This window comes from Pseudomonas sp. SJZ131, assembly GCF_007828705.1.
GTDB lineage: Bacteria > Pseudomonadota > Gammaproteobacteria > Pseudomonadales > Pseudomonadaceae > Aquipseudomonas > Aquipseudomonas prosekii.
Window position 1 is genome coordinate 454,551 of the sequence record NZ_VIVC01000002.1, and the last position, 25,331, is coordinate 479,881.

A 25,331-nucleotide genomic window follows, 5' to 3' on the forward strand; every position below is an offset into this window, starting at 1 on the left:
CCGGCAGTATTCAGGTGACCGCACATGAATGACCTACAACTCGACGACTTCAAGACCGACGAAAACGCCGCCATGGTGTTGTTGGTCGACGATCAAGCGATGATCGGCGAGGCGGTTCGGCGCGGTCTGGCGAATCAGGAAAACATCGATTTCCACTTCTGCGCCGATCCGCATCAGGCCATCGCACAAGCGGTTCGTATCAAACCGACGGTGATCCTCCAGGATCTGGTGATGCCCGGCCTCGACGGTCTGTCGCTGGTGCGCGAATACCGCAATCATCCGGCGACCAAGGACATCCCGATCATCGTCCTCTCGACCAAGGAAGACCCTCTGATCAAAAGCGCGGCGTTCGCGGCCGGGGCCAACGATTACCTGGTGAAACTGCCGGACAACATCGAACTGGTGGCGCGAATTCGTTACCACTCGCGCTCGTACATGACGTTGTTGCAGCGCGATGCGGCGTACCGCGCGTTGCGTGTCAGTCAGCAGCAATTGCTCGATACCAATCTGGTGTTGCAGCGCCTGATGAACTCCGATGGCCTGACCGGGCTGTCGAACCGACGGCATTTTGATGAATACCTCGAACTCGAATGGCGCCGCTCATTGCGTGACCAGACGCAACTGTCGTTGCTGATGATCGACGTCGATTACTTCAAATCCTACAACGACAGCTTCGGCCATCTGGAGGGCGACGAAGCCCTGCGCAAAGTCGCCACGGCGATCCGCGACGCCAGCGCCCGACCTTCGGACTTGCCGGCACGCTATGGCGGCGAAGAGTTTGCGCTGGTGCTGCCAAACACCTCGCCGGGCGGCGCGCGATTGGTCGCGGAGAAACTTCGGCAGACTGTGGCGGGGCTGAAAATCCCCCACGTGTTCCCGGCAGAAGGGGCGATTCTGACCATCAGCATCGGCCTGTCAACGATCACCCCGCAGCAGGGCAGCGATTGCCGGCAACTGATCTCGGCGGCGGATAAAGGGCTGTATCTGGCGAAGAACAATGGGCGTAATCAGGTGGGGATTGAGTAGCGGGTGGCCTGAGCTCATTTTCCAGGCTTAGACGCCCCGAGGCACGGGGCTTTTGTGGCGAGGGGGCTTGCCCCCGTTGGGTCGCGAAGCGGCCCCGGCGTTTTTCCTCCCATACGCTTCGATCCTTCTACGACTAATTCTCAGCCGAACGGGAGCAAGCTCCCTCGCCACAGGTTATTCGTGCTCGACACCTGCGCTTCTTTCACCCTTGGCTAGCTAACGGCCACCCCGATAGCCATTCCCCATAAAGTGTTTCGCCGCAGTGCGCGGCATATCTTTAGTAGCTCAATCGACATACGTCACATAAGCCGCCATCAAATTCGGCCGTTGAAACGTATCGATGTTGGCGACGCGCTGATGCATTTCCCTGACCACCTGTTTGAACGTCGCATCATCCATGTCGATCCAGAAACGCGGGTTGCGACCGGTGCGGCGGTCGTATTCGGCGGTGGTGGGGTCGAGGTGGCGGTACTCCTCGTATTGCGGCAGATCCGGCAGGGGGCGGCTGACGTCCATGTAGTTCTGGATGAAATCCCACAGTGCGCACGCGGGTTGCACCTCGGGACCGGGACAGAGCAGTGCGCCGAAGTTGATCATGATGTTGCGGTAGCGATGGGCGAGGTAGAGCACATTCATCGGCATGCCCTGACTGTCCGGGGACGTGGCGATGTAGGCATCAAACTCGTAGAAAGCGGCGGTGAGTTCACCGATGGTGCCGTTCTTTTTATATTCACCGTTGTTTTTGTAGTCGAAGACGGTGACCAGACCGGTGCGGCGGTTGAGTTCCCAGATGGGGCCTCGGGAGGGTTTTAGCCAGAGGTTTGGGAAGTGTTTTATGACTATTGAACCTATTGCCCAGCATAGGAGTGGTATGCCGAGGAACCAGGAAAAAAACTCTATAAAAATACTTTTAGTGGAATCCCATACAGACTTCGTTTCGTTTGAGATTTCAGAAAAATATGGAAGGATACTGGCAATTAAAAATAAAAAGAATAAGAAGCGCCCTCCTCCAGACATATACATCCAAAAGTGGGAGCTTGCGGGCAGAAGAGCATATCTGAACCGTTCATTATCATCCCTTATATGAAAATCTATATGCCCGTATGGGTTAGGATCAAACGTATTTGTGGCTATCTGCTCTTCACGCTCTTTCTTGAAACCCTCGTGGAGACGGAGTTCTTTTGGTGAGAATTTTTCGAGAAGATTTGCAGCCGTTACGTCATCCGTATTGCCCCATGGCAGTCTGGCTCTAGCAAAGCGCATAATCCACGGACGTTCAGTCGAGCATTCTTGTTGAGGTACCTCATTCCATCCGTAGGCGGTCTGGGCATACCACGATTGATCTGTCATTAGTCACCACTCCGCGATATGTCGGTAAATTCATCAGCCCAATGAAGTTTCACCTCACTGCTGGAATCGAGATTGTTGCCATAGAACGACGCGGCAAATCCCGGCAACTTTTTATTTGGCTCAATCGACATACGTCACATAAGCCGCCATCAAATTAGGCCGTTGAAACGTATCGATGTTGGCGACGCGCTGATGCATCTCCCTGACCACCTGTTTGAATGTCGCATCATCCATGTCAATCCAGAAACGCGGGTTGCGACCAGTGCGGCGATCATATTCGGCAGTGGTGGGGTCGAGGTGGCGGTACTCCTCGTATTGCGGCAAGTCGGGTAAGGGGCGGCTGACGTCCATGTAGTTCTGGATAAAATCCCACAGTGCGCAGGCGGGTTGCACTTCGGGGCCGGGACAGAGAAGTGCGCCGAAGTTGATCATGATGTTGCGGTAGCGATGGGCGAGGTAGAGGACATTCATCGGCATGCCCTGACTGTCCGGAGAAGTTGCGATGTAAGCGTCGAATTCGTAGAAAGGGGCGGTGAGTTCACCGATGGTGCCGTTCTTTTTATATTCACCGTTGTTCTTGTAGTCGAAGACGGTGACTAGACCGGTGCGGCGGTTGAGTTCCCAGATCGGGCCTCGTGAGGCTTTTATCCACAGGCTGGGGAAGTGTTTTATGACTATTGAGCCGATTGTCCAGGATAGGAGAGGTAGGCCTAAGAACCAAGAGTAATACTCGAATATTGAGCGTTTTGTCAGTTCCCAGAATGGTTCTGTAGTTGCTGACGTCATCACGAAGTGACTTGGGATGCTGAATATAAAAGAGATGTAAAAAATCCATTTTCCAAAAGCTCTTATATACAGCCAAAAGTGAGAGCTCGCTGGAAGACTTGCGTATCTGAATTGTTCGTGGTCATCCCTTATGTGGAAATCAATAAGTTCGTGTGGGCTAGGATCATAAGTGTTCGTGGCTATTTTCTCTTCATGCTCTTTCTTGAATTTTTCATGGAGACGAATTTCTTCTGGAGAGATTTTTTCGAGAAGGTTTGCAGCCGTGACTTCATCAGTATTGCCCCACGGCAGTCTGACCTTGGCGAATCGCATAATCCACGGACGTTCAGTCGAGCATTCTTGTTGAGGTACCTCATTCCATCCGAAGGCGGTCTGGGCATACCACGATTGATCTGTCATTAGTCACCACTCCGCGATTTATCCGTAAGTTCATCAGCCCAATGAAGTTTCACCTCACTACTGGAATCGAGATTGTTGCCATAGAACGACGCGGCAAATCCCGGCAAGTTTTCTATTTGGTTCAATCGACATACGTCACATAGGCCGCCATCAAATTAGGCCGTTGAAACGTGTCGATGTTGGCGACGCGTTGATGCATTTCCCTGACCACCTGTTTGAACGTCGCATCGTCCATGTCGATCCAGAAACGCGGGTTGCGACCGGTGCGGCGGTCGTATTCGGCGGTGGTGGGGTCGAGGTGGCGGTACTCCTCGTATTGCGGCAGGTCCGGCAGGGGGCGGCTGACGTCCATGTAGTTCTGGATGAAATCCCACAGGGCGCAAGCGGGTTGCACCTCGGGACCGGGACAGAGCAATGCGCCGAAGTTGATCATGATGTTGCGATAGCGATGGGCGAGGTAGAGCACATTCATCGGCATGCCCTGACTGTCCGGAGAAGTTGCGATGTAGGCGTCGAATTCGTAGAACGGCGCGGTGAGTTCACCGATGGTGCCGTTCTTTTTATATTCACCGTTGTTTTTGTAGTCGAAGACGGTGACTAGACCGGTGCGGCGGTTGAGTTCCCAGATCGGGCCTCGGGAGGGTTTTAGCCACAGTTTTGGGAAGTGTTTTATGACTATTGAACCGATTGTCCAGGATAAGAGAGGTAGGCCGAGAAGCCAGGAAAATAGTTGGATAAAGATAGTTTTAGTTGACTCCCATATTGGATCGTATCCTGTGGAAATAACCGCGAAATAGGCAGGTATGCTGACAATGAAAAGTAGGAAAAACATAAATCGTCCTCCTCCTGACATGTACATCCAGAAGTGGGAGCTTGCGGGTAGGAGGGCATATCTAAAGCGTTCGTGGTCATCCTTGATGTGAAAATCGATGTGTTCGAACGGACTCGGGGCATAGGTGTTTGTGGCTATTTGCTCTTCGCGGTCTTTCTTGAATCCTTCATGGAGACGGAGTTTTTTGGGTGAGAATTTTTCGAGAAGATTTACAGATGTTATGTCCTCTGCATTGCCCCAAGGCAGTCTGACCTTGGCGAAACGCATAATCCACGGACGTTGAGTTGAACGTTCTTGCTGGGGTACCTCGTTCGCCCCATAGGCAGTTTCGGCGTACCACGATTCGTTGGTCATTAGTTGCTGTTCCGCGATTTATTTGTCACTTCGTCTGCCCAGTAAAGCGAACCTTCACTGCCGAAGTCGGGTTTGTTGTAGGTTACGTCGAATGGCGTGCCGTCCTTGGGTGGTGGCGCAGGAAAGTGCCAGCATCGATTGTTTTGTTCCAGTACACACTGCGCTCTCACTTGCCATTGTTGTGCAATGCCAGATGAACCTGTGACCGAGTCGAAGGCGTAGCTTGGCGGGGTTTCAAAAAACAGGTCCAGGCCTTGTGGTAGCAGGCGTTGTGCTTTGGGCGAGACGAGTTGGCTCTTGATCAGTTTTTTGAACGGCACGGTTTCACTTTTGATGCGCCCAGCTCTAAGTTCGAATGTATTGAGTCGACAGCGAGCATTAATATTGATCGCGCCCAAGTGGGCGACCAACCCCGGTAAGTTGCTTTCTATGCGAATGCAGGTGTTGGACGAGATCATCTGAAAAGGCGTCTTGCCGTGAATGTCATGTTTGGCATTGGGGACGAATTCAGGGTTGCTGCCGATGTTGATGCGAATGTCGGCAAACAAACTGATCAGGTAGTAGAAACCACGTTGCGGATCTAGTAGGTGCGCATTGTTGGAATGAACTTGAGTGCCGAATGGGCCATTCTTCAGCCATTCCTCGATGGGCTTGTCGGCGAGCCACCAGGCCAGTCCGGCACCGATAACGATTAAGATCAGCGCTGCCCAGCCACCGGGGCCCAGCCCCAGAAAGGTTACGGTAGGAATGATCAGGGTGCTGAGTGCGCTAATAGATCCCCCCATGGACATCATCAGATACCCCCACATGGCATCATCACCCCATCTTTGGGCGTGCCAAGCGTCGTACAAGCTTATGGCTGTAAGAACTAGCCCCGAAGCAATTTGCGCAAGGATTCGACCGGTAAACTCCTTTGCTAAATACTCCGCTACTCGAGAGCTTAAGGATCTCGCGGCCTCATCTGAAATAGTAAAAAGAATCTTGCGACCCGCCGCCAAAACGGACTTGGTACCAGCAAGTTTTACCGTCAACATCTCCAGCGCTATAAGCAGATCAATGCCAGCTCCGACAAAGGATAGACCTGCGCGTAATGAACCTTTTTCCCGCTGTACTTGCTCCGCCGCCCCTAACTCCGTCCTAACATTCCAAACCTCCAACATCAAAACCCCAGCCGCAAACGGCAACGAGCCCAACACCCGATAAACCCGGCTGTTAGCCAAATCCGCATGCCCATCCACACCTTGCTGCAACGCACCTTTAACCTTCGCGTTATCTGCCCCGCGAGCTTCAACATCTGCTTTATGCACCGCGTTAATCCGCCGATTCAGCTCACTAAGGCTGCGCACCGTCGGATGAGCCACTGGCATCACCAGCAATTTGTAATTTCCCACACGTGAAGCGCTCGGCGTCTCGAAAGCATCAGCGGCATTCCCCACCGTTAACGGCCGCCCCTGCGCATCCAGATATTCCCCCATCAACCGCCGTGGCCGCTGATCCCCGTTCGGCACGTCGGACAACCCGAACAGGTGATAGCGTTGCGGATCTGCATCTCGGCGATTGATGAGGTGCATTTCACCAAAGGTATTGGGCATCAAACTGCGCAACAGCCCCACGCCCAGGCCATGCAGATAGGCGCTCGTAGGGGCAGGTGCAACTTGGGCCATCACCGCACTGCTGGCGGTTTCCAGAGAGCCGGCGAGATTTTCGTAAATGCTGATCAACGTACTGGCCGCCGCTTTCGATTGCCCGGTCAGCGTGCTGTTCAGGCTGCCGTTGGCCAGCAACCCTTCCAGCAAATGCCCGTCGAGGTGTTCGACCTGCGGGTAATAAGGCCCCGGGTCGGTTTCGAATTCGGCGAGGTGTTCAGCGCGTAACCGACCATCACCTTCATTGACGGTTTTCTCGGTGGGCGGCACGTAAGGCGTGTCCAACGCGGCGTCATCGACAGCCGGCCAAAGCATCCCGTGCAGCGGGTGCGCCGAGTCGTGGGCGATGTCGTTGAGCAACGTTTGGCCGACACTGGCCTGCGGGCTGTAAAGGCTTAACCCGGTCAGCGCATCGGAGACATCACCATTGCGCGCCAGCGGATCCAGCTGCGCCGGCACGGTGGCGAGGCTGGCGAAAACCTGGCTGACGGCAAACAGTGCGGCGAGGTAATCAAAACCCTCAAGGCTCAAATGATCGGCCAGGGTTTGCTGGGTAACCGGTTGTTGCAGACACTCGGCCAGCAGCGCCTGCGCCATGTTCAGTTGTTGCCAGAGCAGGGCGCGTTCAGCGGTGGCGGTGAAGCGGTTGATGTCGCGGCGGCCGGCCTCTTGCACTTTGTCGAAACAGCCGTGCAGCGGGTTTTTCTGCCCGCCGATCGTCGCCGGCACGATCAGTTGCTGAACCATCACCGCGCTGGCGTGGTGCGGGTGCAGGCTGGCGCGCTCGGCATACCGCGCGAGCAATTGCTGTTGCTGCTGGATCTGCGAAACCAGATGCCGCACGCGGTGGCGTGGGTCTTCCAGCAACACGCCGCAGACGCCTCGCTCGCGGGCCGCTGCAAGCACGTCAACGACGGTGGGTTGGGCGAGCCAGAGATCCGCTTCATCGGCGGATGGGGCTTTTCCAAGCAATTGATCCAGCAATGCGGCGAGGCAATCAGCCCAGGCGCTGCTTTCAAACGTTGCAGGTAACGCAGGTGTGGTGCCTTGCTCCCACTGATCAAGACAGGCCTTGGCCTCGGTTTTGCGCTGCGCCGCGAATTCGCCCGAGAGGTCGCACACGTAACGGCCCGGATGGTCCAGCACGTATTCGAAACCACTTTGGCGAGCCCGTTGCGGGGCGATCAGGTTGAGGGGAAAGGCGCGTGCGGAGAGGTTGCGCCAGGTGATGCTGGCCTTCGTCGCGGTATCGGACGCTTGTGCATCCCACGCATTGAACGCACTGAAAGCTTCCAGCATCGCCGGCCCATCGGGCTGCTGCTCGAAAAGCCGCTCGAAGGTCTGACTCTCGCACTGCAACGCCGGGCTCTGACACCGCTGAGCGCGCAGCTGCGGATCGTCCTCCAGACGTTTCAGACGTGCAGCGCTCAGCTGGATTTCGCTGAAACACAGTTGCACGGCTTCGGCGGGTTGATGATTCCAGGTCGCGGGCAGCCAGATGTCGCTGAGATCGACGCCGCTGGCCTGTCGGTAGTCGTTGCTGAGTTGCTGGTCCTGTCGATAGGCCTGCAGATCGATATCGCGATAGGTCGTGAGTTCGTCGTCCTGCCGCACCTCGAGCTCACGCCACAAGCGATCACGGTAAAACACATAGACATAACCGCTGCGGCACAGCACCGGCGTGCCGAGGTCGTACTTGCTGCGAGTCCCGGGCAGCGCGGCGAAGGGCAGGATCGGCACGATCTGATTCCACTGCGCTTCCAATTGGCGCGGGGTGACACGCACATCTTCCAGCAACGGCAGGCGAATGGGCGAGCCGTGGGTGGTGGCAATTTCCAGCCACAACTGGTGTTTGAGTTGTGCCGACCAATCCCACACAAACAGCTCGCTGTGCACGCTGGTCAACCGCTCGGTTTCGCACGCGGCCTCCTCGGTCAGCGCCAAGAGCGGTTCGACGCCCGACTGATCGACGATCAGCAGTCGCTGGTTTTTGCAATGTCCGGTGCCAATGACCTGAACAATCAGCTTGTCGCGTTCGCAGCCGGGGCCTGCGGTCAGCTTGCCGAGGCGCGTCATGACTGGACCTGCGTGCAGTGGGCGTTCAGGAAGGCGCTGATGTCTTCGCTGTCGTCGATGCCCTGAGCCAGCGCTTGCTCCAGCAAATGGCTGGCCTGCATAAAGGAGTGCTGGGGATGTTGCTGCCACCAGTCATAAAGAAACTGTTCGTTGCGCTGGCGCGTCAAAGCGTCTTCCTGGGCGACGCTCAGCACCATCGCCCGGCGTGTCCATTCAATGCGCCAGTCGTTCGCGTGGGGATTGTCCAACCGCTGCCAGCCAGCTTCGCCTGCGGCTTGAGTGGCCCACGTCGCGCCGAACCAGCGCAGACGGCGGATCGGCCCGAGCCACAGGCTGAGGTCTTGCACAGTGCACGCGGCAAAAAAATAGCTGGCGACGGTCGGGTTGCTGTAGCGCAGCACGCCTTTGCGTTGCTGGTCGAAGTTGACGAACAGCATCTGGCGCAAATGCGCGAGTAGCGACGGCGTGTCGCTGGCGCTTTCGATCAGCAGGCCGGACCATTGCGCCGGGGTTTGCTCGATTGCCAGGGTGAGCGTTGGCTGGTTGTCCAGCCGGACCAGCAGTGGGCTCTGCTCGGCAAAACCGGCGAGTGAAGTACCGGCGAACAGCTTCTGGGTGTCGGGATGTGTCGCCAGGCGATAGAGCGTTTCGAGTTGCGCGGCGGGGCGCTCCAGCAAAATCCATGTGTTCATGAGCGAGCTCCATAGCCCAGGGCTCTGCGGCATTGGCAGTCGCTCAGCGGGCAGTCCAGCGGCGTGCCGCCGCTGGGCATCTGGCAGAGTTCAATCAAGGCCTCGTCGCCGAGCAGTTGTTTGAATAGGGCGGTTGAAACCGTTTCGGTGAGTACCGGCGTGCTCGCATCGAGCGCCACGGGTGTGGCGGCCATCGGCGGCATCGGCGCACCGCCGGTCATAACTGGCACGCTGCTGAAAATCCCTGCCGAATTGATCGTGAGCCACGCGCCAGCGGCCTGGAGCGTGACGCTGGCGCCGCCATCGATGACGACGTGGTGGCCGACGCTGACGTGCACCTGCTGTCGAGCGCTCAACCGATGGCTGGTGGCGCGAATGTGGCGGTCGCCATGCACGGTCAGGTGGTCGTCCTGACGGACTTCGGTCAAGCGGTTGCCGTGGGTGATGCGCTGTTCTTCTGCGTGCAGTTCATGCCGGGCGGTGCCACCAACCACAATGCTGCGCTGGTTGTCGATTTGAACCCGTTCGTCGTGCAACACGTGCTGTACGTAGTCGCGCTGGGCGCGCACGGATATTTCCTCCGCCCCTTTGCGATCCTCGATGCGCAGTTCATTGAAACCTGCGCCGCCGGGGCTGCTTTGGGTCTTGAAAGTGCTGCGGGTTTTCTCGGCGGGCAGGTCGAGCGGGGGACGATTGGCGCCATTCGGCAGGCAAGCGACGATCAACGGTTTATCCAGGTCGCCCTCATAAAACCCGACGATCACTTCCATGCCGACGCGGGGAATCAGCACGCTGCCATAACGGTCGTGAGCCCAGCCGCTGGCGACGCGCACCCAGCAACTGGAGTGTTCGTTGTGCTCGCCGTCACGGTCCCAGGGGAACTGAACACGCACGCGGCCGTATTCGTCGCAGTGGATTTCTTCGCCGGGAGGGCCGCAGACCACGGCGTGTTGATAGCCGTCGATGGTGGTTTTGGGATGAGCGAGCGCGGGCCTGAAAGGGGTGTCCCACGGCGTCGCAAGAAAGGTGTTGCGGTAGCCTTGGGAAAATTCGTCGGTCGGGTCGCTGGTGATCGATTCTTCAAGCACGCTCGGCTGTTTCCCGGTGTGGATGACTTCTGTCAGCAACCACAAGTCGTTCCATTCCTCGCGCGGATGATTGATCAAGGGCAGGAAGTGGCCGCTGAGCAACATTGACTGATCGCTGCGTCCGGTGGCTTGCCGATAATCGCTGCGGTGCCGCTCCAGTGCTCGCCGGGTGCGCTGCTTGCCCTGTTCGCGATCAGTGAAATGGCCGGGAAAGCCGTAGTCTTCAAGTCGCAGCAGCGAAGGATCTTTCGCGCCACTCTCCAATTGCAGTAAAGGTTTCTCGAAGTCGTAGTCGCGGCGGGTCACACCGGTGGCGCGGGTTTGCAGGGCGAGTGTGAAGGCATTGATCACCGGATCATCCGCGACCATCGCGCTGTCCTGCAGGTAGGCGGTGGGTTGGTGGAGTCTGGGGAATACCGTTTGATCATCGCCGAAGACCAGCACGTGCCCCTCGCGGCTGTGCTCAAAGTGGTAATGCAAGCCTTCTTCTTCGCACAGGCGCTGCAGAAAATTCAGGCAGCTCTCGCCGTACTGGACGCAATAGTCCCTCGGTCGGTAATCGCTGCCGAGGGCAAAGCGGTAGCGATCGCCGAGGATGCCGTGGCTTTCCAGGACCTGGGCGATGATCTGCGGCACGCTCAGTTTCTGGAATATTTTCTGGTCGAAACGGTGGCCCAGCCAGGCAAGGCTGGGCATCAGGCTGAGTTGGTATTGGGTCAGGCGCTTGCCTGCATCGCCCTGGCCGACGCTGTAAACCTGGCCATGAATGCCGGCGCCGTGGCCGTCAAAACTGAGGTAGGCGGTTCGATGCAGAAGGCTTTCCAGGTCCAGATCGGGACGTTCGCTGACCAGTTTGAGATCAAAGCGGAAAGGTTGGCTGATGGCTTCCTTGCCGGTGAACTCGAGGACCCGCAGATCGTGGGCTGACCCCTCGATGTCCAAGAGGAAAGAGGCTTGGTTGGCAGGCCCGAACATCACACATCCCTAGTGCTGATTTAGATGGGCGGGACTGTGGATGAGTGAGTGCGGGGTTTATGCAGGGCAGTTCTGTTTCTGGTGTAGGAAGAGTCGTTTTAGTAGTTAGGGATTTTCCTGGGGAGGTTTCCCGCATTTGAGGTGGCCAAAACGCTATTGAAGCGCATTCAGTCCGCCAGGCGGGCTGCCGTCAGAGCTTGATTACGTTATACTCGCCGGCTTTCAAAAGTTCGCCAACGAGTGCTGCCCGCCATGGAAATCAACCCGATCCTTAACAGTATCAAGGACCTGTCCGAGCGCTCCGAAACTATTCGGGGGTATCTTTGACTACGATCAAAAGCATGAGCGTCTGACTGAAGTCAATCGCGAGCTTGAAGATCCAGCAGTCTGGAACAACCCGTCGTACGCACAGGAACTGGGCCGCGAGCGCTCGCTGCTGGCTCAGATCGTCGACACCCTCGACGAAATGCACACCGGCCTCGCCGATGCCAAAGAACTGCTGCTGATGTCCGCCGAAGAAGAAGACCAGGGCGCCGTCGATGACGTCGCGACCGAGGTCGAGCGTCTGCGCGAATCCCTGGAAAAACTCGAATTCCGACGCATGTTCAGCGGTGAGATGGACGCCAACAACGCCTACCTGGACATCCAGGCCGGCTCCGGCGGCACCGAGGCCCAAGACTGGGCCAACATCCTGCTGCGCATGTACCTGCGCTGGGCTGACAAACGCGGTTTCGACGCGACCATCATGGAACTGTCCGCCGGTGAAGTTGCCGGGATCAAGGGCGCCACGGTCCACATCAAGGGCGAATATGCCTTTGGCTGGCTGCGTACCGAGATCGGCGTGCACCGTCTGGTGCGCAAGAGCCCGTACGACTCGGGCAACCGTCGCCACACCTCGTTCTCCGCCGTGTTCGTGTCGCCGGAAATCGATGACAACATCGAAATCGACATCAACCCGTCGGACCTGCGCATCGACACCTACCGCTCCTCGGGTGCCGGTGGTCAGCACGTAAACACCACTGACTCGGCCGTGCGTATTACTCACGTACCGTCCAACACCGTGGTCAGCTGCCAGAACGAACGCTCCCAGCACGCCAACAAAGACACCGCGATGAAAATGTTGCGGGCGCGCTTGTACGAGCAGGAAGTGCAGAAACGCAACGCCGCTTCGCAGGCCCTGGAAGACACCAAGTCCGACATCGGCTGGGGTCACCAGATTCGCTCTTACGTGCTCGATGCGTCGCGGATCAAGGATCTGCGCACTAACATCGAACGCAGTGACTGCGACAAGGTGCTCGACGGCGATATCGACGAATACCTGGTAGCAAGCCTGAAACAAGGGCTTTAAGGCCCGCGCTACAGGGCCAATACGGCCCTGTAGGAGCGTGGCTTGCCCGCGAACCCCGGCTCACGGCCGGGGGCAACGAACCTGATGGAATATCTAAAGACATGAGCGACCAAGAACTCGACCCGCAAGCCCTGCAACAGGAAGAAAACTCCCTGATCGCCCTGCGCAAGGAAAAGCTGGCTGCCGAGCGCGCCAAGGGCAATGCCTTCCCGAACGACTTCCGCCGCGAAAACTACTGCGAAGATCTGCAGAAAAAGTACGCGGACAAGACCAAGGAAGAGCTCGCCGAGGCTGCAATCCCGGTCAAGGTTGCCGGTCGCATCATGCTTAACCGTGGCTCGTTCATGGTGATTCAGGACATGACCGGGCGCATCCAGGTCTACGTCAACCGCAAAACCCTGTCCGAAGAAACCCTGGCCGCAGTGAAAACCTGGGACATGGGCGACATCATTGCAGCCGTCGGCACCCTGGCCCGTTCCGGTAAAGGCGACCTGTACGTTGAAATGACCGAAGTGCGCCTGCTGACCAAGTCGCTGCGCCCGTTGCCGGACAAGCATCACGGCCTGACCGACACCGAACAGCGCTACCGCCAGCGCTACGTTGACCTGATCGTCAACGAAGACGTGCGTCAGACCTTCCGCGTGCGTTCGCAAGTGATTGCGCACATCCGCAGCTTCCTGATGCAGCGCGACTTCCTCGAAGTCGAAACGCCGATGCTGCAAACCATCCCCGGTGGCGCAGCGGCCAAGCCGTTCGAAACGCACCACAACGCGCTGGACCTGGAAATGTTCCTGCGTATCGCGCCGGAGCTGTACCTCAAGCGCTTGGTCGTCGGCGGTTTCGAGAAAGTGTTCGAGATCAACCGCAACTTCCGTAACGAAGGTGTTTCGACTCGGCACAACCCTGAATTCACCATGTTGGAGTTCTACCAGGCGTACGCCGATTACGAAGACAACATGGACCTGACCGAAGAACTGTTCCGCGAATTGGCGCAGCTGGTTCTGGGCAGCACCGACGTGCCTTACGGCGACAAAGTGTTCCACTTCGGCGAACCGTTCGTGCGTCTGTCGGTGTTCGACTCGATCCTCAAGTACAACCCTGAGCTGAGCGCTGACGACCTGAACGATATCGACAAGGCTCGCGCCATCGCCAAGAAGGCCGGCGCCAAAGTGCTCGGCTTCGAAGGTCTGGGCAAGTTGCAGGTGATGATTTTCGAAGAGCTGGTCGAGCACAAACTGGAACAGCCGCACTTCATCACGCAATACCCGTTCGAAGTGTCGCCGCTGGCCCGTCGCAACGATGACAATCCGAACGTCACCGACCGTTTCGAACTGTTCATCGGCGGCCGCGAAATCGCCAACGCTTACTCCGAGTTGAACGACGCGGAAGACCAGGCTGAGCGCTTCATGGCGCAGGTGGCCGACAAGGACGCCGGTGACGACGAAGCCATGCACTACGACGCCGACTTCGTTCGCGCGCTGGAGTACGGCATGCCGCCGACGGCGGGCGAGGGCATCGGCATCGACCGACTGGTGATGTTGCTGACCAACTCACCGTCGATTCGAGACGTGATCCTGTTCCCGCACATGCGGCCGCAAGCGTAAACGTTTCAGTTAAAAAGCCGCCTAAAACAGGCGGCTTTTTATTGCCTGTCTGGTACAAACGTATCAATTGGTTACTTTTGACGTAAGAGGATTACCTGTCGTGAATCGTGCAATCGCTCAAGAAGGTGCAGCGGGTATCGCCACTGCGGTCGCTGAAAGTGTTCAGTACCAGGGCCGCAAGGCCAGCCGACAGGGCAGCGAGCAGCGGCGACAGGATATTCTCGATGCGGCCATGCGCATTGTCGTGCGCGACGGCGTGCGTGCGGTGCGTCACCGTGCAGTGGCGGCGGAGGCTGGCGTGCCGCTGTCGGCCACCACTTACTATTTCAAGGATATCGATGACTTGCTCACCGATACCTTCGCCCAATACGTGGAACGCAGCGCGGCTTACATGGGCAAGTTGTGGGTCAGCAATGAAGGGCTGCTGCGCGAAATGGTGGTCAGCGGTGACGGCACACCGGAGTCGCGTTCGCAGTTGGCCGACGACATTGCGCGGTTGATGGCCGATTACGTGCATCGCCAGTTGATCAATCGTCGCGAGCATTTGATGGCCGAACAAGCCTTCCGCCAAGAGGCGTTGCTCAACCCGCGCCTGGCGGTGTTGGTGCGTTCTCATCAGCAGATTCTGTTGCAGGGCACTTGCCAGTTATTCGAGGTGCTGGGTTCGCGCGAGCCACAACAGGATGCCAAAGTGTTGACGGCGATTATCGGCCGGATGGAATATCAGGGCCTGCTCAACGACGCCGAGCCTGCGGCCGAAGCCGAAATGCTCGGCATACTGACGCGGTACATGCACCTGGTGTTGGCGTCGGTTTGACCCCGTATCCCCTGTAGGAGCGAGGCTTGCCCGCGAAGGCGGATTGACAGTCAACAAATAGGTTGCCTGACACAACGCCTTCGCGGGCAAGCCTTGCTCCTACAGGGGGGCGGTGGCCGCATGAGGTCTGCGTTTGTTCATAGGGAGTTGTCGAATGAAAGCCTGGCGCGTCGTTGTGATCGCCTTGTCGTTCCTGCTGCTCAGTGGCTGTCTGGTGACCTTCAAGGAACCGCTGCCCGCGAGCGATCTTGCGCCCGAAGGCCTACTCGGCAAATGGACCAGCACCAACGCCTGGGGCGAGCCGATGAACCTCGAACTCACTCGCCTCGGCGATAACCGCTACCAGGCCGTCAGTTATTTCAAAGCCAAACCGCGCGAGCGCGAGGCTTTTTCCTTTACCGTGGCGCGCCACGGCAGCCGCTGGTACCTGTCAGCGCCGGTGCCGGCGCAGTTCGGCGGGCATTTCACCATTGCCGGGTTCGAGCTCAACGAAAAGCACGAATTGGTGGTCTACAACCTCGATCTCGAGCAGATCAAGCAAGCCATGGCGCAAAAGACCCTCAGCGGCGAAGGCTTGCAGACCGACGACGGCGAAGGCGTGCTGATCGACAGCGACCTGCGCAAGGTCTTCGCGTACCTCGACGACCCGGCCAATTCCGATGTGTTTATCGAAGCGGTGCGTTATCAGCGCCTGGCCAAAAACAGCAAATAACCCCAGCACGTAACGGTTTTACTACAGGAGTTTCGGGTGGACGATTACCAGCAGACGATACGCATTTTGTCCGATCGAATAGTGCTGGCGCAGACGCCGATTCGCGTCCTCGATGCCGTCAAGTGGGACGACAGCATCCGCAAGGGTTTCCTCAAGGCCAAAGGCAAGGAAATGCCCGCCGTTGACCGCGACTATTACCTCAATCGCCCACTGGCCTTCGACTCCAGCAAGGTCAAACTGGAATTCCAGAACATCGAGCGCGACATCACCCGTCAGCTCGGCCAGTTCAACCCGGTCGGCCAGATCATGCGGCGCATGTGCAAGGAATACCGCATGGTCGTGCGCATGCTCGAAGCGCGCGGCACCGAGGATTTCGGGCTGATTTCGCAGGAACTGTACGGCGCCGCGTCCGATGCGTTTCACGCCGGCGACCCGACTCTTGCCGATCTGGGCCTGATGCTTTCGGATTACCTGAACAACATCGACGGCCGTGGCGACCTCAAGGATGAGCCGAAAACCCTCACCGCCAAGGACGCCGTCAGCCTCTTGCAACATCGGCTGAACAAGGTGTTTGGGGAGGCCGAAGAAACCATTCGCGTGTTCGAATCCGACGGCATCGTCGCCGACGCAGCGGCGGGCGCCGACTACATCAAGATCCGCGCCGACGCGATGTTCAACGACCGTGACGTGCGCGCGCTGGAAGTGCATGAAGGTCTGGTGCACGTCGGCACCACGCTCAACGGTTTGAATCAGCCGATCTGCACCTTCCTGTCGAAGGGGCCGCCATCGTCCACCGTGACGCAGGAAGGTCTGGCGATTTTGATGGAGATCATCACGTTCGCCTCGTACCCGAGCCGTTTGCGCAAACTGACCAACCGCACCCGCGCGATCCACATGGTCGAGGAGGGCGCCGACTTCCTGCAGGTTTTCGAATTCTTCCGCGAGCAAGGTTTCGAAATGGGCGAAAGCTACGGCAACGCCAGTCGGGTGTTCCGCGGCTCGGTGCCCAATGGCCTGCCATTTACCAAAGACTTGTCCTACCTCAAGGGCTTTATCATGGTTTACAACTACATTCAGTTGGCCGTGCGTAAAGGCAAACTGGAGCAAGTGCCGCTGCTGTTCTGCGGCAAGACCACGCTGGAAGACATGCGCACGTTGCGTCAGTTGGTCGACGAAGGCCTGGTGGTGGCGCCGAAGTATTTGCCGGAACAGTTCCGCGACATGAACGCGCTGTCGGCGTGGATGTGCTTCTCCAACTTCCTCAACCACCTGAGCCTGGACCGGATCGAAGCGGATTATTCCAATATTTTGTAATGACGCTTCCCCCTGTAGGAGCACGGCTTGCCCGCGATGAACGATAACGCGGTCTTCAAGTAGACCGAGGCGCATTCATCGCGGGCAAGCCTTGCTCCTACAGATTGGCGGCGTATTTCGAATCCTATTTTTGCGAGGTTTCAAAGGATGAGAATCCTCGGCATTGCCTGCCTTCTCCTGACGCTGACCCTGACCGGCTGCAGCTCGCTGCTGTTCTATCCCGAACCGGGCCAGCCGTTCACCCCTGACCGGGCCAAACTCGAGTTCCGCGACGTCACCCTGACCACCGCCGACGGCCTCAAGCTGCACGGCTGGTGGCTGCCGGCGGCAAAAGGCGTCGAGGTCAAAGGCACGGTGCTGCACTTGCACGGCAATGGCGGCAACCTCTCGTATCACCTCGGCGGCAGTTGGTGGTTGCCGAAAGAGGGTTACCAAGTGTTGCTGGTGGACTATCGCGGATATGGACTGTCCGAAGGCAAACCGAGCTTGCCGGCGATCTATCAGGACATCGACGCTGCGTTCAATTGGCTCGATCAGGCACCCGAAGTCAAAGGCAAACCGCTGATCGTTCTCGGCCAGAGTCTCGGCGGTGCGATGGCCGTGCATTACCTGGTCCAGCACCCGCAGCGCCAGCCTCAGCTCAAGGCGTTGATCCTCGACGGCGCCCCCGCGAGCTATCGCGATGTCGGCCGATTTGCCCTGACCACCTCGTGGCTGACCTGGCCATTACAGGTGCCGTTGTCGTGGCTGGTGCCGGACGGCGACAGCGCCATCAACTCGATGGCGCAGCTCAACGGCGTGCCGAAACTGATCTTCCACAGCATCGACGACGCGCTCGTGCCCCTTTCCAACGGCATTCGTCTGTATCAAGCTGCGCCGCCACCGCGCGTGCTGCAACTGACCCGTGGCGGTCATGTGCAGACCTTCGCCGACCCGACCTGGCGCCAGGTGATGCTGCGTTACCTCGAAGACCCGCAGCATTTCAACGGGCTGCGCCGACTGGGCGAAATCCCCAATTACCCGGTGCCCCTGAATTCCAAAGATGAACCACCAGAGAGTCCGCAATGAGTGAAGAACGCAATCTGATCCCGATAATCCTCACCGGTATCGGCACCATCATCGGCACCGTCGGCGTGCTGTGGTATTACGGCTACCTGCACTTCGCCAAACCCGAAGATGCCTTGCTGCTCAGCGAATTCACCATGCTCAAAACCGTGCCGGGCGAAGACTACAAAATCTCCCTGCAACCGGCGCCGCAAGTCGCGCAATGCGTCGATGGCGTGCTGGTGCTGTTCGACATCGAACAGAAAGGCCTGACCGGCGTCTTGATCAACGCGCAGAAAAAAGCCGTGCGCTGCATGGGCCAGGAAACCCCGCAAAAACTCGAGCAATAACCGCAGCCACCGCTGATATCTGTAGGAGCAAGGCTTGCCCGCGAAGAGGTCGTCAGCCTCAACATCACTGTTGACTGGCCTGACGCATTCGCGGGCAAGCCTCGCGCCTACGGGTTGCGGCGCGCCTTCTCACTCACAAAAAAATCCCGTGTCGGATTACCCGTCGATTGCCGCTCGCCGTTCTTTTGATAGAACGTCACCCTGTGGTTGCCATTGGAAAACGGCGTCGTGCTTTGCGCCGACCAGTTGCCTTGTTCATCCACTAACGCTGAGGCGATAACGTCCGACGGCAGGCCGTTGGCGAGCATCGCTACGGAAACCGTCGCGCCGGCCAGACCGCTGCCGGAGAACGTCGGGTAAGGCGTGGTTTGTGAATTGTTCGCCGGCACATGGACGATGGCCGCATCGGGGGTCTCGATCACAGTGAATGACGGCGAGTAGCTGGCTCCGCCATTTTTGCTGCCCGAGTTGACGAGGTAGGCGGCCAGTCGTTGTTTGCCTGCGGCCAGAGGTTCATCGAGCTGCACTGACCATTTGCCGTCCGCCCGGACAATCGCCGAGCCGACGACCCCGACCATGTAGTGTTCGCGGGTTTTTTCAATCACTGCAACCGCTCCGGGCAATCCTGTTCCGGAGACGAAAGGCCGGTAGCCGGTTTTCTGATTGGCCGCAGGTTGTGCGACCACAACTCCCGGCAGCTCTGGGGTACACGTCGGCAACGGTTGATTATCCATAGCCACCGCAATCGTCGCGCCTTGGGTGTTATTCGAGCACAGGCGAACCTTCAATTTCGCCGCCGGATCGTTGACCACTCGCCCGATCTGCAACGCCGGATCGTCCGTCGCAAGCGTTTCCGGGGTGGCGTCGAGCTGCACGTTATCGACGCGTGTGGTCAGCGTGGTGTAACGCATCCAGACGCCATTCACCCGGTTGTCATCGACGGCGAAGTTATCGTAAGGCGGACCCGGCTGGCGGTATTCCAGAGCGATTTGCAACGGCTGAATGGTGCTGCTGCCCGGGCGATTCAGCAGATACAGCTGCGGTCCGACGCCGCCGAGGACGCCCAGCCGATACAGGCCGGTCTGGTTGATAACCGCCATTTGCGTGTCGTCCAGCCAACCGGCGTACCAGCGGTTGTGCGCCGGATACAGCGCCTGGACGCCATTGGAACCCTGCACCGGATCACCGGTATCGCCATAACGTTTGGTCGCGCAGCCGCTCGGCGCGTCCATGTCGACGCCGACTCCGGGGCAGTTGATGTACGTGTCGAACAGCCCGCCGAATTTGTTTTCATGGCTGAACCCCAGGTTGTGCCCGAACTCGTGCGCCCACAAATAGTGGCCTCTGAACGGTTGATCGCGCAGCACGATGTGGTTGCCCGGCATCGAGGCCTGCGCGCCACCGACGCCGTTCTTATGGACGACAAAAAAGTAGTCGTAGTTATCCGGCTCGTATCCTTGCGCGCGCGCCGCCGCTTTGGCGGCATTGATTTCGCCCCAGAACCCTTCGGGCGGCACCGGCTCGGTGAATCTTGCGGAAATCGTCGTGCCTTTGAGCACCAACTTGCCGCCGGACGCCTTGAGCAAATAATGGCTCAGCGAGAGGGGCTGCCCCGAGAAGCTCGAATCGTAGAGTTTGGGCATGTCCAGTTCACGATCACCTGGCCAATGCGCCGCCACTAGCAACGCGGTTTTGACCCCGGTGATCGGACGTTGATTGATTGCCGGATTCGGCAAGGCAAGGTCGGTCAGCACTGCATCGCTGGGCTCGACCGGGGTGGCGGCGGACGGCGCTGCGGGTGGCGTGCTGCACGCGACCAGGCTGGCGGCGAAGAATAACGTTGATGCGTGTCGGGGGAATCTCATGGGTCGCGCTCCTTTACGCCGAGAGGACAGGCGCTGCGCGATGTATGACCCAAGTGATACCGGTTTGCCTACTGTCATATCTGACAGGGCCGCCGCAGCGATCCGCAGTAAACACCCACGAAAAAGCCCCGCCTGATCGCTCAGGCGGGGCTTTTGCGTTACCGCGTGACGCTTAGTTCGAGCTCAGAGTCGAACGTGGCGCGACAGGCTGGTTGTCATTGGAAATAGTCACTTCCACACGACGGTTCATCGCACGACCCGAGGCGCTGGTGTTTTCAGCAACCGGGTATTCCTTGCCATAACCCTGAACAACGATGCGCGCTGGATCAACGCCCATTTTCACCAGAGCAGTGCGCACGGAGCCGGCACGGCGCTCGGACAGCGACTGGTTGTGGCTCGCAGTACCGGTGCTGTCGGTGTAACCCTCGACGATAACTTTGCGATCAGGGTTTTCCTGAAGGAATTGCGCCAGTTTGTTGATGTTCACCAGACCGCTGGATTTCAGGTCAGCACGGTCGGTAGCGAACAGCACGTCACCGAAAGTCACCAGCGTACCGCGTTCGGTCTGCTTGGCGTTCAGGCTGTCTTGCAGTTGCTTGATCTGCTGATCGCGAGCGTCCAGACGGGCCTGAGCACGTTGGGCAGCGGCGTTCTTCAGGTTGTTTTCAGCGGTACGCAGAGCGATGGTCTGCTTGGCCACTTCAACGCGCTGGTTGGTCAGGTAAGCCAGTTGGTCAACTTTGGCCTGGTCCTGTTTGTCCTGGTAAGCCTTGTCGGCCTTGTCCAGGTAATCGCTGGCGTCTTTGGTTTCCAGCGCCGCAACTTTGCTTGCTTGCGGGTTGGCTTGCAGGCCGGAATAGTTGACGCGAGCCTGTTCCAGGTTAGCGTTCGGTGGCGTCGAGCAGGCTGCCAGTGCAACGCTTGCGGCCAGGAGAGCGGGGATCATCAATTGTTTACGCATAATAATTCGTCCTTTCTATCGATAAGAGCTTCAGGCGTGTGGTCCGGATGCGCGCTTACTGCACAGTGCGCTGACTTTCCTGACGCAGTTCCTGAACACCTTTCTGGGAATCCTTGACTGCTTGCTCGGCTTTCATCGCCTGAGCTTTGCGCTCAGCTACACGAGCATCCCACTCGGCTTGTTCGGCCAGGGTGCGGGCTTCTTCGTATTTCTTGTCGTGCATGGCAATTTCAGCTTGCTTCAATTTGTCCTGAGCGGACTTCATTTCCACGGCTGCGAATTCAGTACCACCGGCGCTGACCGCGCTGTTCACGGCAGATTGGGTCACGGCGTATTGCTCGGTCGGCGGGTTCCCGGCGCAACCGGCAAGTACGAAGGTGCTACCGATAGCCAGTGCAGCCAGTTTCAGACCGCGCAGGTTAGTAAACGAGGATTTGGCAGTGCTGGTCTTCATGGTCTTCAACTCCATTGGATAACTCCTGAAAAACTTCTAATCCATCCTGGTTTTTGGAGCCGTAACCGAACTTTCAAAAGGTTATTTGAAACGGCCGTACCAGGCGTGGTTACAGGGTACGACCCGAGCGCTTTTTCAAAAGTTCAGAGAAGATGGCCCATTGCCTAAAAAAAATTTGATTGAGCGGACAAGGCTCTAGATCGGGAACTTTCGAGGTGTGCAGTGGTATGGCCAGGCTTTTCGAACCCCGGCAACCCACCTTTTTGAAGGGATATAAAAACCAATGCAGGAGTGAGCCTGCTCGCGATAGCGCTGTGTCAGCCGACGATTATTTCGACAGATCCAACGCTATCGCGAGCAGGCTCACTCCTACAGTTTTTGCGGCAGACTCAGTGGTTTTGCTCGTCCTCAACCGACGCCAGGTCATGCAAATGCCGACGCGACAACGCCAGAAAGCGTGGGGTCGGACCGACGTCCTCATAGAGCGGATCACCTTCCTCATCGGTGGCCACCACGGTCTGACCTTTCACGTACGGAAAGCTCGCTTCCAGCTCTTCCAACGCTGCGCCGATCAACTCGCCCAGCAGCTCTTCGGGATGCCGCTTCGGGTACATTTCGGTGATTGCCGCCAGGCGGGCGGCGGCTTCCACGTCCAGATGAATCGTGTAGCCAGTGTCGGTCAGGCGACCCTTGGCGTTTTCTTCCCAATGCTGGGCTAGTTCACGGATTTTCATAATGACCTCATGACATGCCCGCGTTCGGCAGGCAGGGTGAATGCCGCAATCGTGCGCGGCGGCAGCCGTTGTGCGGCTTACTGTTGAGACTAGCTTTTGGCCGCAAGGTTTAAAGTCACTTGGTCGTTCGCTTGTAAGAAGCGTTTTACAACGGCACTCTTTGACTCCAATGCACTAACGCCAATGCATGGCACTGAAGTCACCCGGATTTTTGCTGGAGAACTGCTGATGACCGATATTGATGCACGCTTGCGCGAGGATGTTCACCTGCTGGGTGAGCTGTTGGGCAACACCATTCGTGAACAGTACGGCGAGGGCTTTCTCGACAAGATCGAGCAAATCCGCAAGGGCGCCAAGGCCGACCGTCGTGGTTCGATGGACGCCGAACTCAGTGCCAGCCTCAACCAGTTGAGCGAAGACGAATTGCTGCCAGTGGCGCGGGCGTTCAACCAGTTCCTCAACCTGGCCAATATCGCCGAGCAATATCAGCTGATTCATCGCCGCGAAGAATCGCAACCGGCGCCGTTCGAAGCACGGGTTCTGCCGGAACTGCTGGCGCGCTTGCGCGGCGAAGGTCACAGCGCCGAATCCCTGGCCCGACAACTTGGGCGACTGGAAATCGAACTGGTCCTGACCGCGCACCCGACTGAAGTCGCGCGGCGCACGCTGATCCAGAAATACGACGCGATCGCCGCGCAACTGGCCGCGCAGGATCACCGCGACCTGACCAGCGCCGAGCGCGAGCAGATCCAGACAAAATTGCAGCGCCTGATTGCCGAAGCCTGGCACACCGAAGAAATCCGCCGCACCCGCCCGACGCCGGTCGACGAAGCCAAATGGGGTTTCGCGGTGATCGAGCATTCGCTGTGGCAAGCCATTCCGAATTATTTACGCAAGGCTGATCAGGCGCTGCACGCCGCGACCGGCCTGCGCCTGCCGCTGGAAGCCGCGCCGATCCGCTTCGCTTCGTGGATGGGCGGCGACCGCGACGGCAACCCGAATGTCACCGCCGCCGTCACCCGCGAAGTGCTGCTGCTGGCGCGCTGGATGGCCGCCGATTTGTACTTGCGCGATGTCGATCATCTGGCCGCCGAATTGTCCATGCAGCAGGCCAGCGACGCCCTGAAAGCCAAGGCTGGCGACAGCGCCGAACCGTATCGCGCAGTGCTCAAGCAGTTGCGTGAACGCCTGCGCGCCACGCGCAATTGGGCGCATGCAGCGCTGAGCCAAACCACCCCGGCACCGGCCGATGTGCTGCAAAACAACCGCGATCTGCTTGAACCGCTGGAGCTGTGTTTCAACTCGCTGCACGAGTGCGGCATGGGCGTGATCGCCGACGGGCCGTTGCTCGATTGTCTGCGTCGGGCAGTGACGTTCGGCTTGTTCCTGGTGCGCCTCGACGTGCGTCAGGACTCGTCGCGGCACACCGCAGCCATGACTGAAATCACCGATTACCTCGGCCTCGGTCGCTACGAAGACTGGAGCGAAGAGGAGCGCATTGCGTTCCTGATGCGCGAACAGAGCAACCGTCGGCCACTGCTGCCGGCGCACTTCAAACCGTCCGCCGACACTGCCGAAGTGTTGGCCACTTGCCGCGAAATCGCCGCCGCACCGGGCGCGTCCCTCGGCTCCTACGTGATCTCGATGGCTGGCGCCGCGTCCGACGTGCTCGCCGTGCAACTGTTGCTCAAAGAGGCTGGCGTGTTGCGGCCGATGCGCGTGGTGCCGCTGTTTGAAACCCTCGCTGACCTCGACAACGCCGGGCCGGTGATCGAAAAACTTCTGCTGCTGCCGGGTTATCGCGCGCGGCTGCAAGGGCCGCAGGAAGTGATGATCGGTTATTCCGACTCGGCCAAGGACGCCGGGACCACGGCGGCGGCGTGGGCGCAGTATCGGGCGCAGGAGCGTCTGGTCGATATCTGTCGCGAACAACAAGTGGAACTGTTGTTGTTCCACGGTCGCGGCGGCACGGTGGGGCGTGGCGGCGGTCCGGCGCACGCGGCGATTCTGTCGCAGCCACCGGGTTCGGTAGCCGGGCGTTTCCGCACCACCGAGCAGGGGGAAATGATTCGTTTCAAATTCGGCCTGCCGGACATCGCCGAGCAAAACCTCAATCTGTACCTGGCCGCCGTGCTCGAAGCGACCTTGTTGCCGCCACCACCGCCGGAACCGGCGTGGCGGCATTTGATGGACGAATTGGCCGCCGATGGCGTCGCCGCTTACCGCGCCGTGGTGCGCGAGAATCCGCAATTCGTCGAGTATTTCCGGCAGTCGACGCCGGAGCAGGAGCTGGGTCGTTTGCCGTTGGGCAGCCGTCCAGCCAAACGTCGCGCCGGTGGGATCGAAAGCCTGCGGGCGATTCCGTGGATTTTCGGCTGGACCCAGACGCGGCTGATGCTGCCCGCCTGGCTTGGCTGGGAAGCGGCGCTGAGCAAGGCGCTGGAACGCGGCGAAGGCGAGTTGCTGGGGCAGATGCGCGAGCAGTGGCCGTTCTTCCGCACGCGCATCGACATGCTGGAAATGGTCCTGGCCAAGGCTGACGCCGACATTGCGCAATCTTACGATGCGCGTCTGGTGGAGCCCGATCTGCTTCCTTTGGGTGCGCATTTACGCGACCTATTGTCGCAGGCGTGCGCCGTGGTGCTCGGCTTGACTGGCCAGTCGCAACTGCTGGCACATAGCCCCGACACCTTGGAATTCATCCGTTTGCGCAACACCTACCTCGACCCGCTGCATCTATTGCAAGCGGAGTTGCTGGCGCGGTCGCGGCAACAGGAAGTGGCGCAGGGCAGCCCGGTAGAACAGGCGCTGCTGGTGTCTGTGGCGGGGATTGCCGCCGGTTTGCGCAATACCGGCTGAGGTTTTTGCTGTGGGTTCAGGCACCTGGCGCGGGGAGCGGGTGCC

At 58.7% G+C, this 25,331-nt stretch carries 19 protein-coding genes; 9 read left to right on the top strand and 10 right to left on the bottom strand.

Annotated elements, in window-relative coordinates; all coding sequences use genetic code 11:
- The first annotated feature begins 24 nt into the window (after nucleotides 1-24).
- Complete coding sequence (locus FBY12_RS08895) at nucleotides 25-1,026, top strand: PleD family two-component system response regulator (protein WP_145252639.1); 1,002 nt, start codon at nucleotides 25-27, stop codon at nucleotides 1,024-1,026.
- 285 nt (nucleotides 1,027-1,311) lie between these two features.
- Here the strand turns inward: FBY12_RS08895 and FBY12_RS08900 are convergent, their stop codons facing one another.
- The 6 genes from FBY12_RS08900 to FBY12_RS08925 all read right to left on the bottom strand — a co-directional run bounded on the left by FBY12_RS08900 (nucleotide 1,312) and on the right by FBY12_RS08925 (nucleotide 11,224).
- The gene (locus tag FBY12_RS08900; RefSeq protein WP_256663287.1) at nucleotides 1,312-2,376 is read right to left on the bottom strand and encodes a hypothetical protein; all 1,065 of its coding nucleotides are present in this window, start codon (nucleotides 2,374-2,376) and stop codon (nucleotides 1,312-1,314) included.
- Nucleotides 2,377-2,496: 120 nt separating this feature from the next.
- On the bottom strand, nucleotides 2,497-3,561 hold the full coding sequence (locus FBY12_RS08905; RefSeq protein WP_145252640.1) for a hypothetical protein: 1,065 nt from the start codon (nucleotides 3,559-3,561) through the stop codon (nucleotides 2,497-2,499).
- 121 nt (nucleotides 3,562-3,682) lie between these two features.
- Complete coding sequence (locus FBY12_RS08910; RefSeq protein ID WP_256663288.1) at nucleotides 3,683-4,747, bottom strand: hypothetical protein; 1,065 nt, start codon at nucleotides 4,745-4,747, stop codon at nucleotides 3,683-3,685.
- The gene (locus FBY12_RS08915) at nucleotides 4,747-8,469 is read right to left on the bottom strand and encodes a toxin VasX (protein ID WP_145252641.1); all 3,723 of its coding nucleotides are present in this window, start codon (nucleotides 8,467-8,469) and stop codon (nucleotides 4,747-4,749) included. Before FBY12_RS08915 ends, FBY12_RS08910 begins: the two co-directional genes overlap by 1 nt.
- Entirely contained in the window at nucleotides 8,466-9,161 is a 696-nt protein-coding gene (locus FBY12_RS08920) for a DUF4123 domain-containing protein (RefSeq protein WP_178111737.1), read from the bottom strand. The genes FBY12_RS08915 and FBY12_RS08920 overlap by 4 nt, the downstream gene beginning before the upstream one ends.
- Nucleotides 9,158-11,224, bottom strand: coding sequence for a type VI secretion system tip protein VgrG (locus FBY12_RS08925; protein ID WP_145252643.1), 2,067 nt, complete (start codon nucleotides 11,222-11,224; stop codon nucleotides 9,158-9,160). Before FBY12_RS08925 ends, FBY12_RS08920 begins: the two co-directional genes overlap by 4 nt.
- 252 nt (nucleotides 11,225-11,476) lie before the next feature.
- On the opposite strand from FBY12_RS08925, the gene prfB reads away from it, so the two are divergent.
- The 7 genes from prfB (at nucleotide 11,477) to FBY12_RS08960 (ending at nucleotide 18,413) form a co-directional block, all read left to right on the top strand.
- Nucleotides 11,477-12,572 (top strand): peptide chain release factor 2 gene (prfB, locus tag FBY12_RS08930; RefSeq protein ID WP_101207550.1). Its coding sequence is split into 2 segments (ribosomal slippage): nucleotides 11,477-11,548 and nucleotides 11,550-12,572, totalling 1,095 coding nucleotides; the frame shifts between segments, so codons are not numbered across the junction.
- Nucleotides 12,573-12,673: 101 nt separating this feature from the next.
- Entirely contained in the window at nucleotides 12,674-14,176 is a 1,503-nt protein-coding gene (gene lysS / locus FBY12_RS08935; RefSeq protein ID WP_145252644.1) for a lysine--tRNA ligase, read from the top strand.
- A 100-nt stretch (nucleotides 14,177-14,276) separates the two neighbouring features.
- Entirely contained in the window at nucleotides 14,277-14,993 is a 717-nt protein-coding gene (locus FBY12_RS08940; protein WP_092272720.1) for a TetR/AcrR family transcriptional regulator, read from the top strand.
- Between the two features lie 154 nt (nucleotides 14,994-15,147).
- Nucleotides 15,148-15,705, top strand: coding sequence for a hypothetical protein (locus tag FBY12_RS08945; protein ID WP_145252645.1), 558 nt, complete (start codon nucleotides 15,148-15,150; stop codon nucleotides 15,703-15,705).
- Between the two features lie 36 nt (nucleotides 15,706-15,741).
- Nucleotides 15,742-17,019, top strand: coding sequence for a flavohemoglobin expression-modulating QEGLA motif protein (locus FBY12_RS08950; protein WP_092272714.1), 1,278 nt, complete (start codon nucleotides 15,742-15,744; stop codon nucleotides 17,017-17,019).
- 147 nt (nucleotides 17,020-17,166) lie between these two features.
- Entirely contained in the window at nucleotides 17,167-18,087 is a 921-nt protein-coding gene (locus FBY12_RS08955) for an alpha/beta hydrolase (RefSeq protein WP_145252646.1), read from the top strand.
- Entirely contained in the window at nucleotides 18,084-18,413 is a 330-nt protein-coding gene (locus FBY12_RS08960) for a hypothetical protein (protein ID WP_145252647.1), read from the top strand. The genes FBY12_RS08955 and FBY12_RS08960 overlap by 4 nt, the downstream gene beginning before the upstream one ends.
- A gap of 107 nt (nucleotides 18,414-18,520) precedes the next feature.
- Here FBY12_RS08960 and FBY12_RS08965 read toward each other — a convergent pair whose 3' ends face one another.
- The 4 genes from FBY12_RS08965 to FBY12_RS08980 form a co-directional block, all read right to left on the bottom strand.
- Nucleotides 18,521-20,278: a hypothetical protein gene (locus tag FBY12_RS08965; protein WP_145252648.1), complete on the bottom strand. Its 1,758-nt coding sequence runs from the start codon at nucleotides 20,276-20,278 to the stop codon at nucleotides 18,521-18,523.
- 172 nt (nucleotides 20,279-20,450) lie between these two features.
- Nucleotides 20,451-21,239, bottom strand: coding sequence for an OmpA family protein (locus FBY12_RS08970; RefSeq protein WP_121731132.1), 789 nt, complete (start codon nucleotides 21,237-21,239; stop codon nucleotides 20,451-20,453).
- 55 nt (nucleotides 21,240-21,294) lie between these two features.
- Nucleotides 21,295-21,708, bottom strand: a complete 414-nt coding sequence (locus tag FBY12_RS08975) for a DUF4398 domain-containing protein (protein WP_092272699.1) — start codon at nucleotides 21,706-21,708, stop codon at nucleotides 21,295-21,297.
- 374 nt (nucleotides 21,709-22,082) lie between these two features.
- Nucleotides 22,083-22,427 (bottom strand): pilin assembly protein, encoded by a 345-nt coding sequence (locus tag FBY12_RS08980; protein WP_121731131.1) that lies wholly within the window; start codon nucleotides 22,425-22,427, stop codon nucleotides 22,083-22,085.
- 228 nt (nucleotides 22,428-22,655) lie between these two features.
- On the opposite strand from FBY12_RS08980, the gene ppc reads away from it, so the two are divergent.
- Nucleotides 22,656-25,286, top strand: coding sequence for a phosphoenolpyruvate carboxylase (gene ppc / locus FBY12_RS08985; protein ID WP_145252649.1), 2,631 nt, complete (start codon nucleotides 22,656-22,658; stop codon nucleotides 25,284-25,286).
- Nucleotides 25,287-25,331 lie beyond the last annotated feature (45 nt).

Bases quoted from the DNA above. Each gene is read 5' to 3' on its own strand.
- FBY12_RS08895 (WP_145252639.1), top strand. From the start codon at position 25: ATGAATGACCTACAACTCGACGACTTCAAGACCGACGAAAACGCCGCC.
- FBY12_RS08900 (WP_256663287.1), bottom strand. From the start codon at position 2,376: ATGACAGATCAATCGTGGTATGCCCAGACCGCCTACGGATGGAATGAG.
- FBY12_RS08905 (WP_145252640.1), bottom strand. From the start codon at position 3,561: ATGACAGATCAATCGTGGTATGCCCAGACCGCCTTCGGATGGAATGAG.
- FBY12_RS08910 (WP_256663288.1), bottom strand. From the start codon at position 4,747: ATGACCAACGAATCGTGGTACGCCGAAACTGCCTATGGGGCGAACGAG.
- FBY12_RS08915 (WP_145252641.1), bottom strand. From the start codon at position 8,469: ATGACGCGCCTCGGCAAGCTGACCGCAGGCCCCGGCTGCGAACGCGAC.
- FBY12_RS08920 (WP_178111737.1), bottom strand. From the start codon at position 9,161: ATGAACACATGGATTTTGCTGGAGCGCCCCGCCGCGCAACTCGAAACG.
- FBY12_RS08925 (WP_145252643.1), bottom strand. From the start codon at position 11,224: ATGTTCGGGCCTGCCAACCAAGCCTCTTTCCTCTTGGACATCGAGGGG.
- lysS (WP_145252644.1), top strand. From the start codon at position 12,674: ATGAGCGACCAAGAACTCGACCCGCAAGCCCTGCAACAGGAAGAAAAC.
- FBY12_RS08945 (WP_145252645.1), top strand. From the start codon at position 15,148: ATGAAAGCCTGGCGCGTCGTTGTGATCGCCTTGTCGTTCCTGCTGCTC.
- FBY12_RS08955 (WP_145252646.1), top strand. From the start codon at position 17,167: ATGAGAATCCTCGGCATTGCCTGCCTTCTCCTGACGCTGACCCTGACC.
- FBY12_RS08960 (WP_145252647.1), top strand. From the start codon at position 18,084: ATGAGTGAAGAACGCAATCTGATCCCGATAATCCTCACCGGTATCGGC.
- FBY12_RS08965 (WP_145252648.1), bottom strand. From the start codon at position 20,278: ATGAGATTCCCCCGACACGCATCAACGTTATTCTTCGCCGCCAGCCTG.
- FBY12_RS08970 (WP_121731132.1), bottom strand. From the start codon at position 21,239: ATGCGTAAACAATTGATGATCCCCGCTCTCCTGGCCGCAAGCGTTGCA.
- FBY12_RS08975 (WP_092272699.1), bottom strand. From the start codon at position 21,708: ATGGAGTTGAAGACCATGAAGACCAGCACTGCCAAATCCTCGTTTACT.
- FBY12_RS08980 (WP_121731131.1), bottom strand. From the start codon at position 22,427: ATGAAAATCCGTGAACTAGCCCAGCATTGGGAAGAAAACGCCAAGGGT.
- ppc (WP_145252649.1), top strand. From the start codon at position 22,656: ATGACCGATATTGATGCACGCTTGCGCGAGGATGTTCACCTGCTGGGT.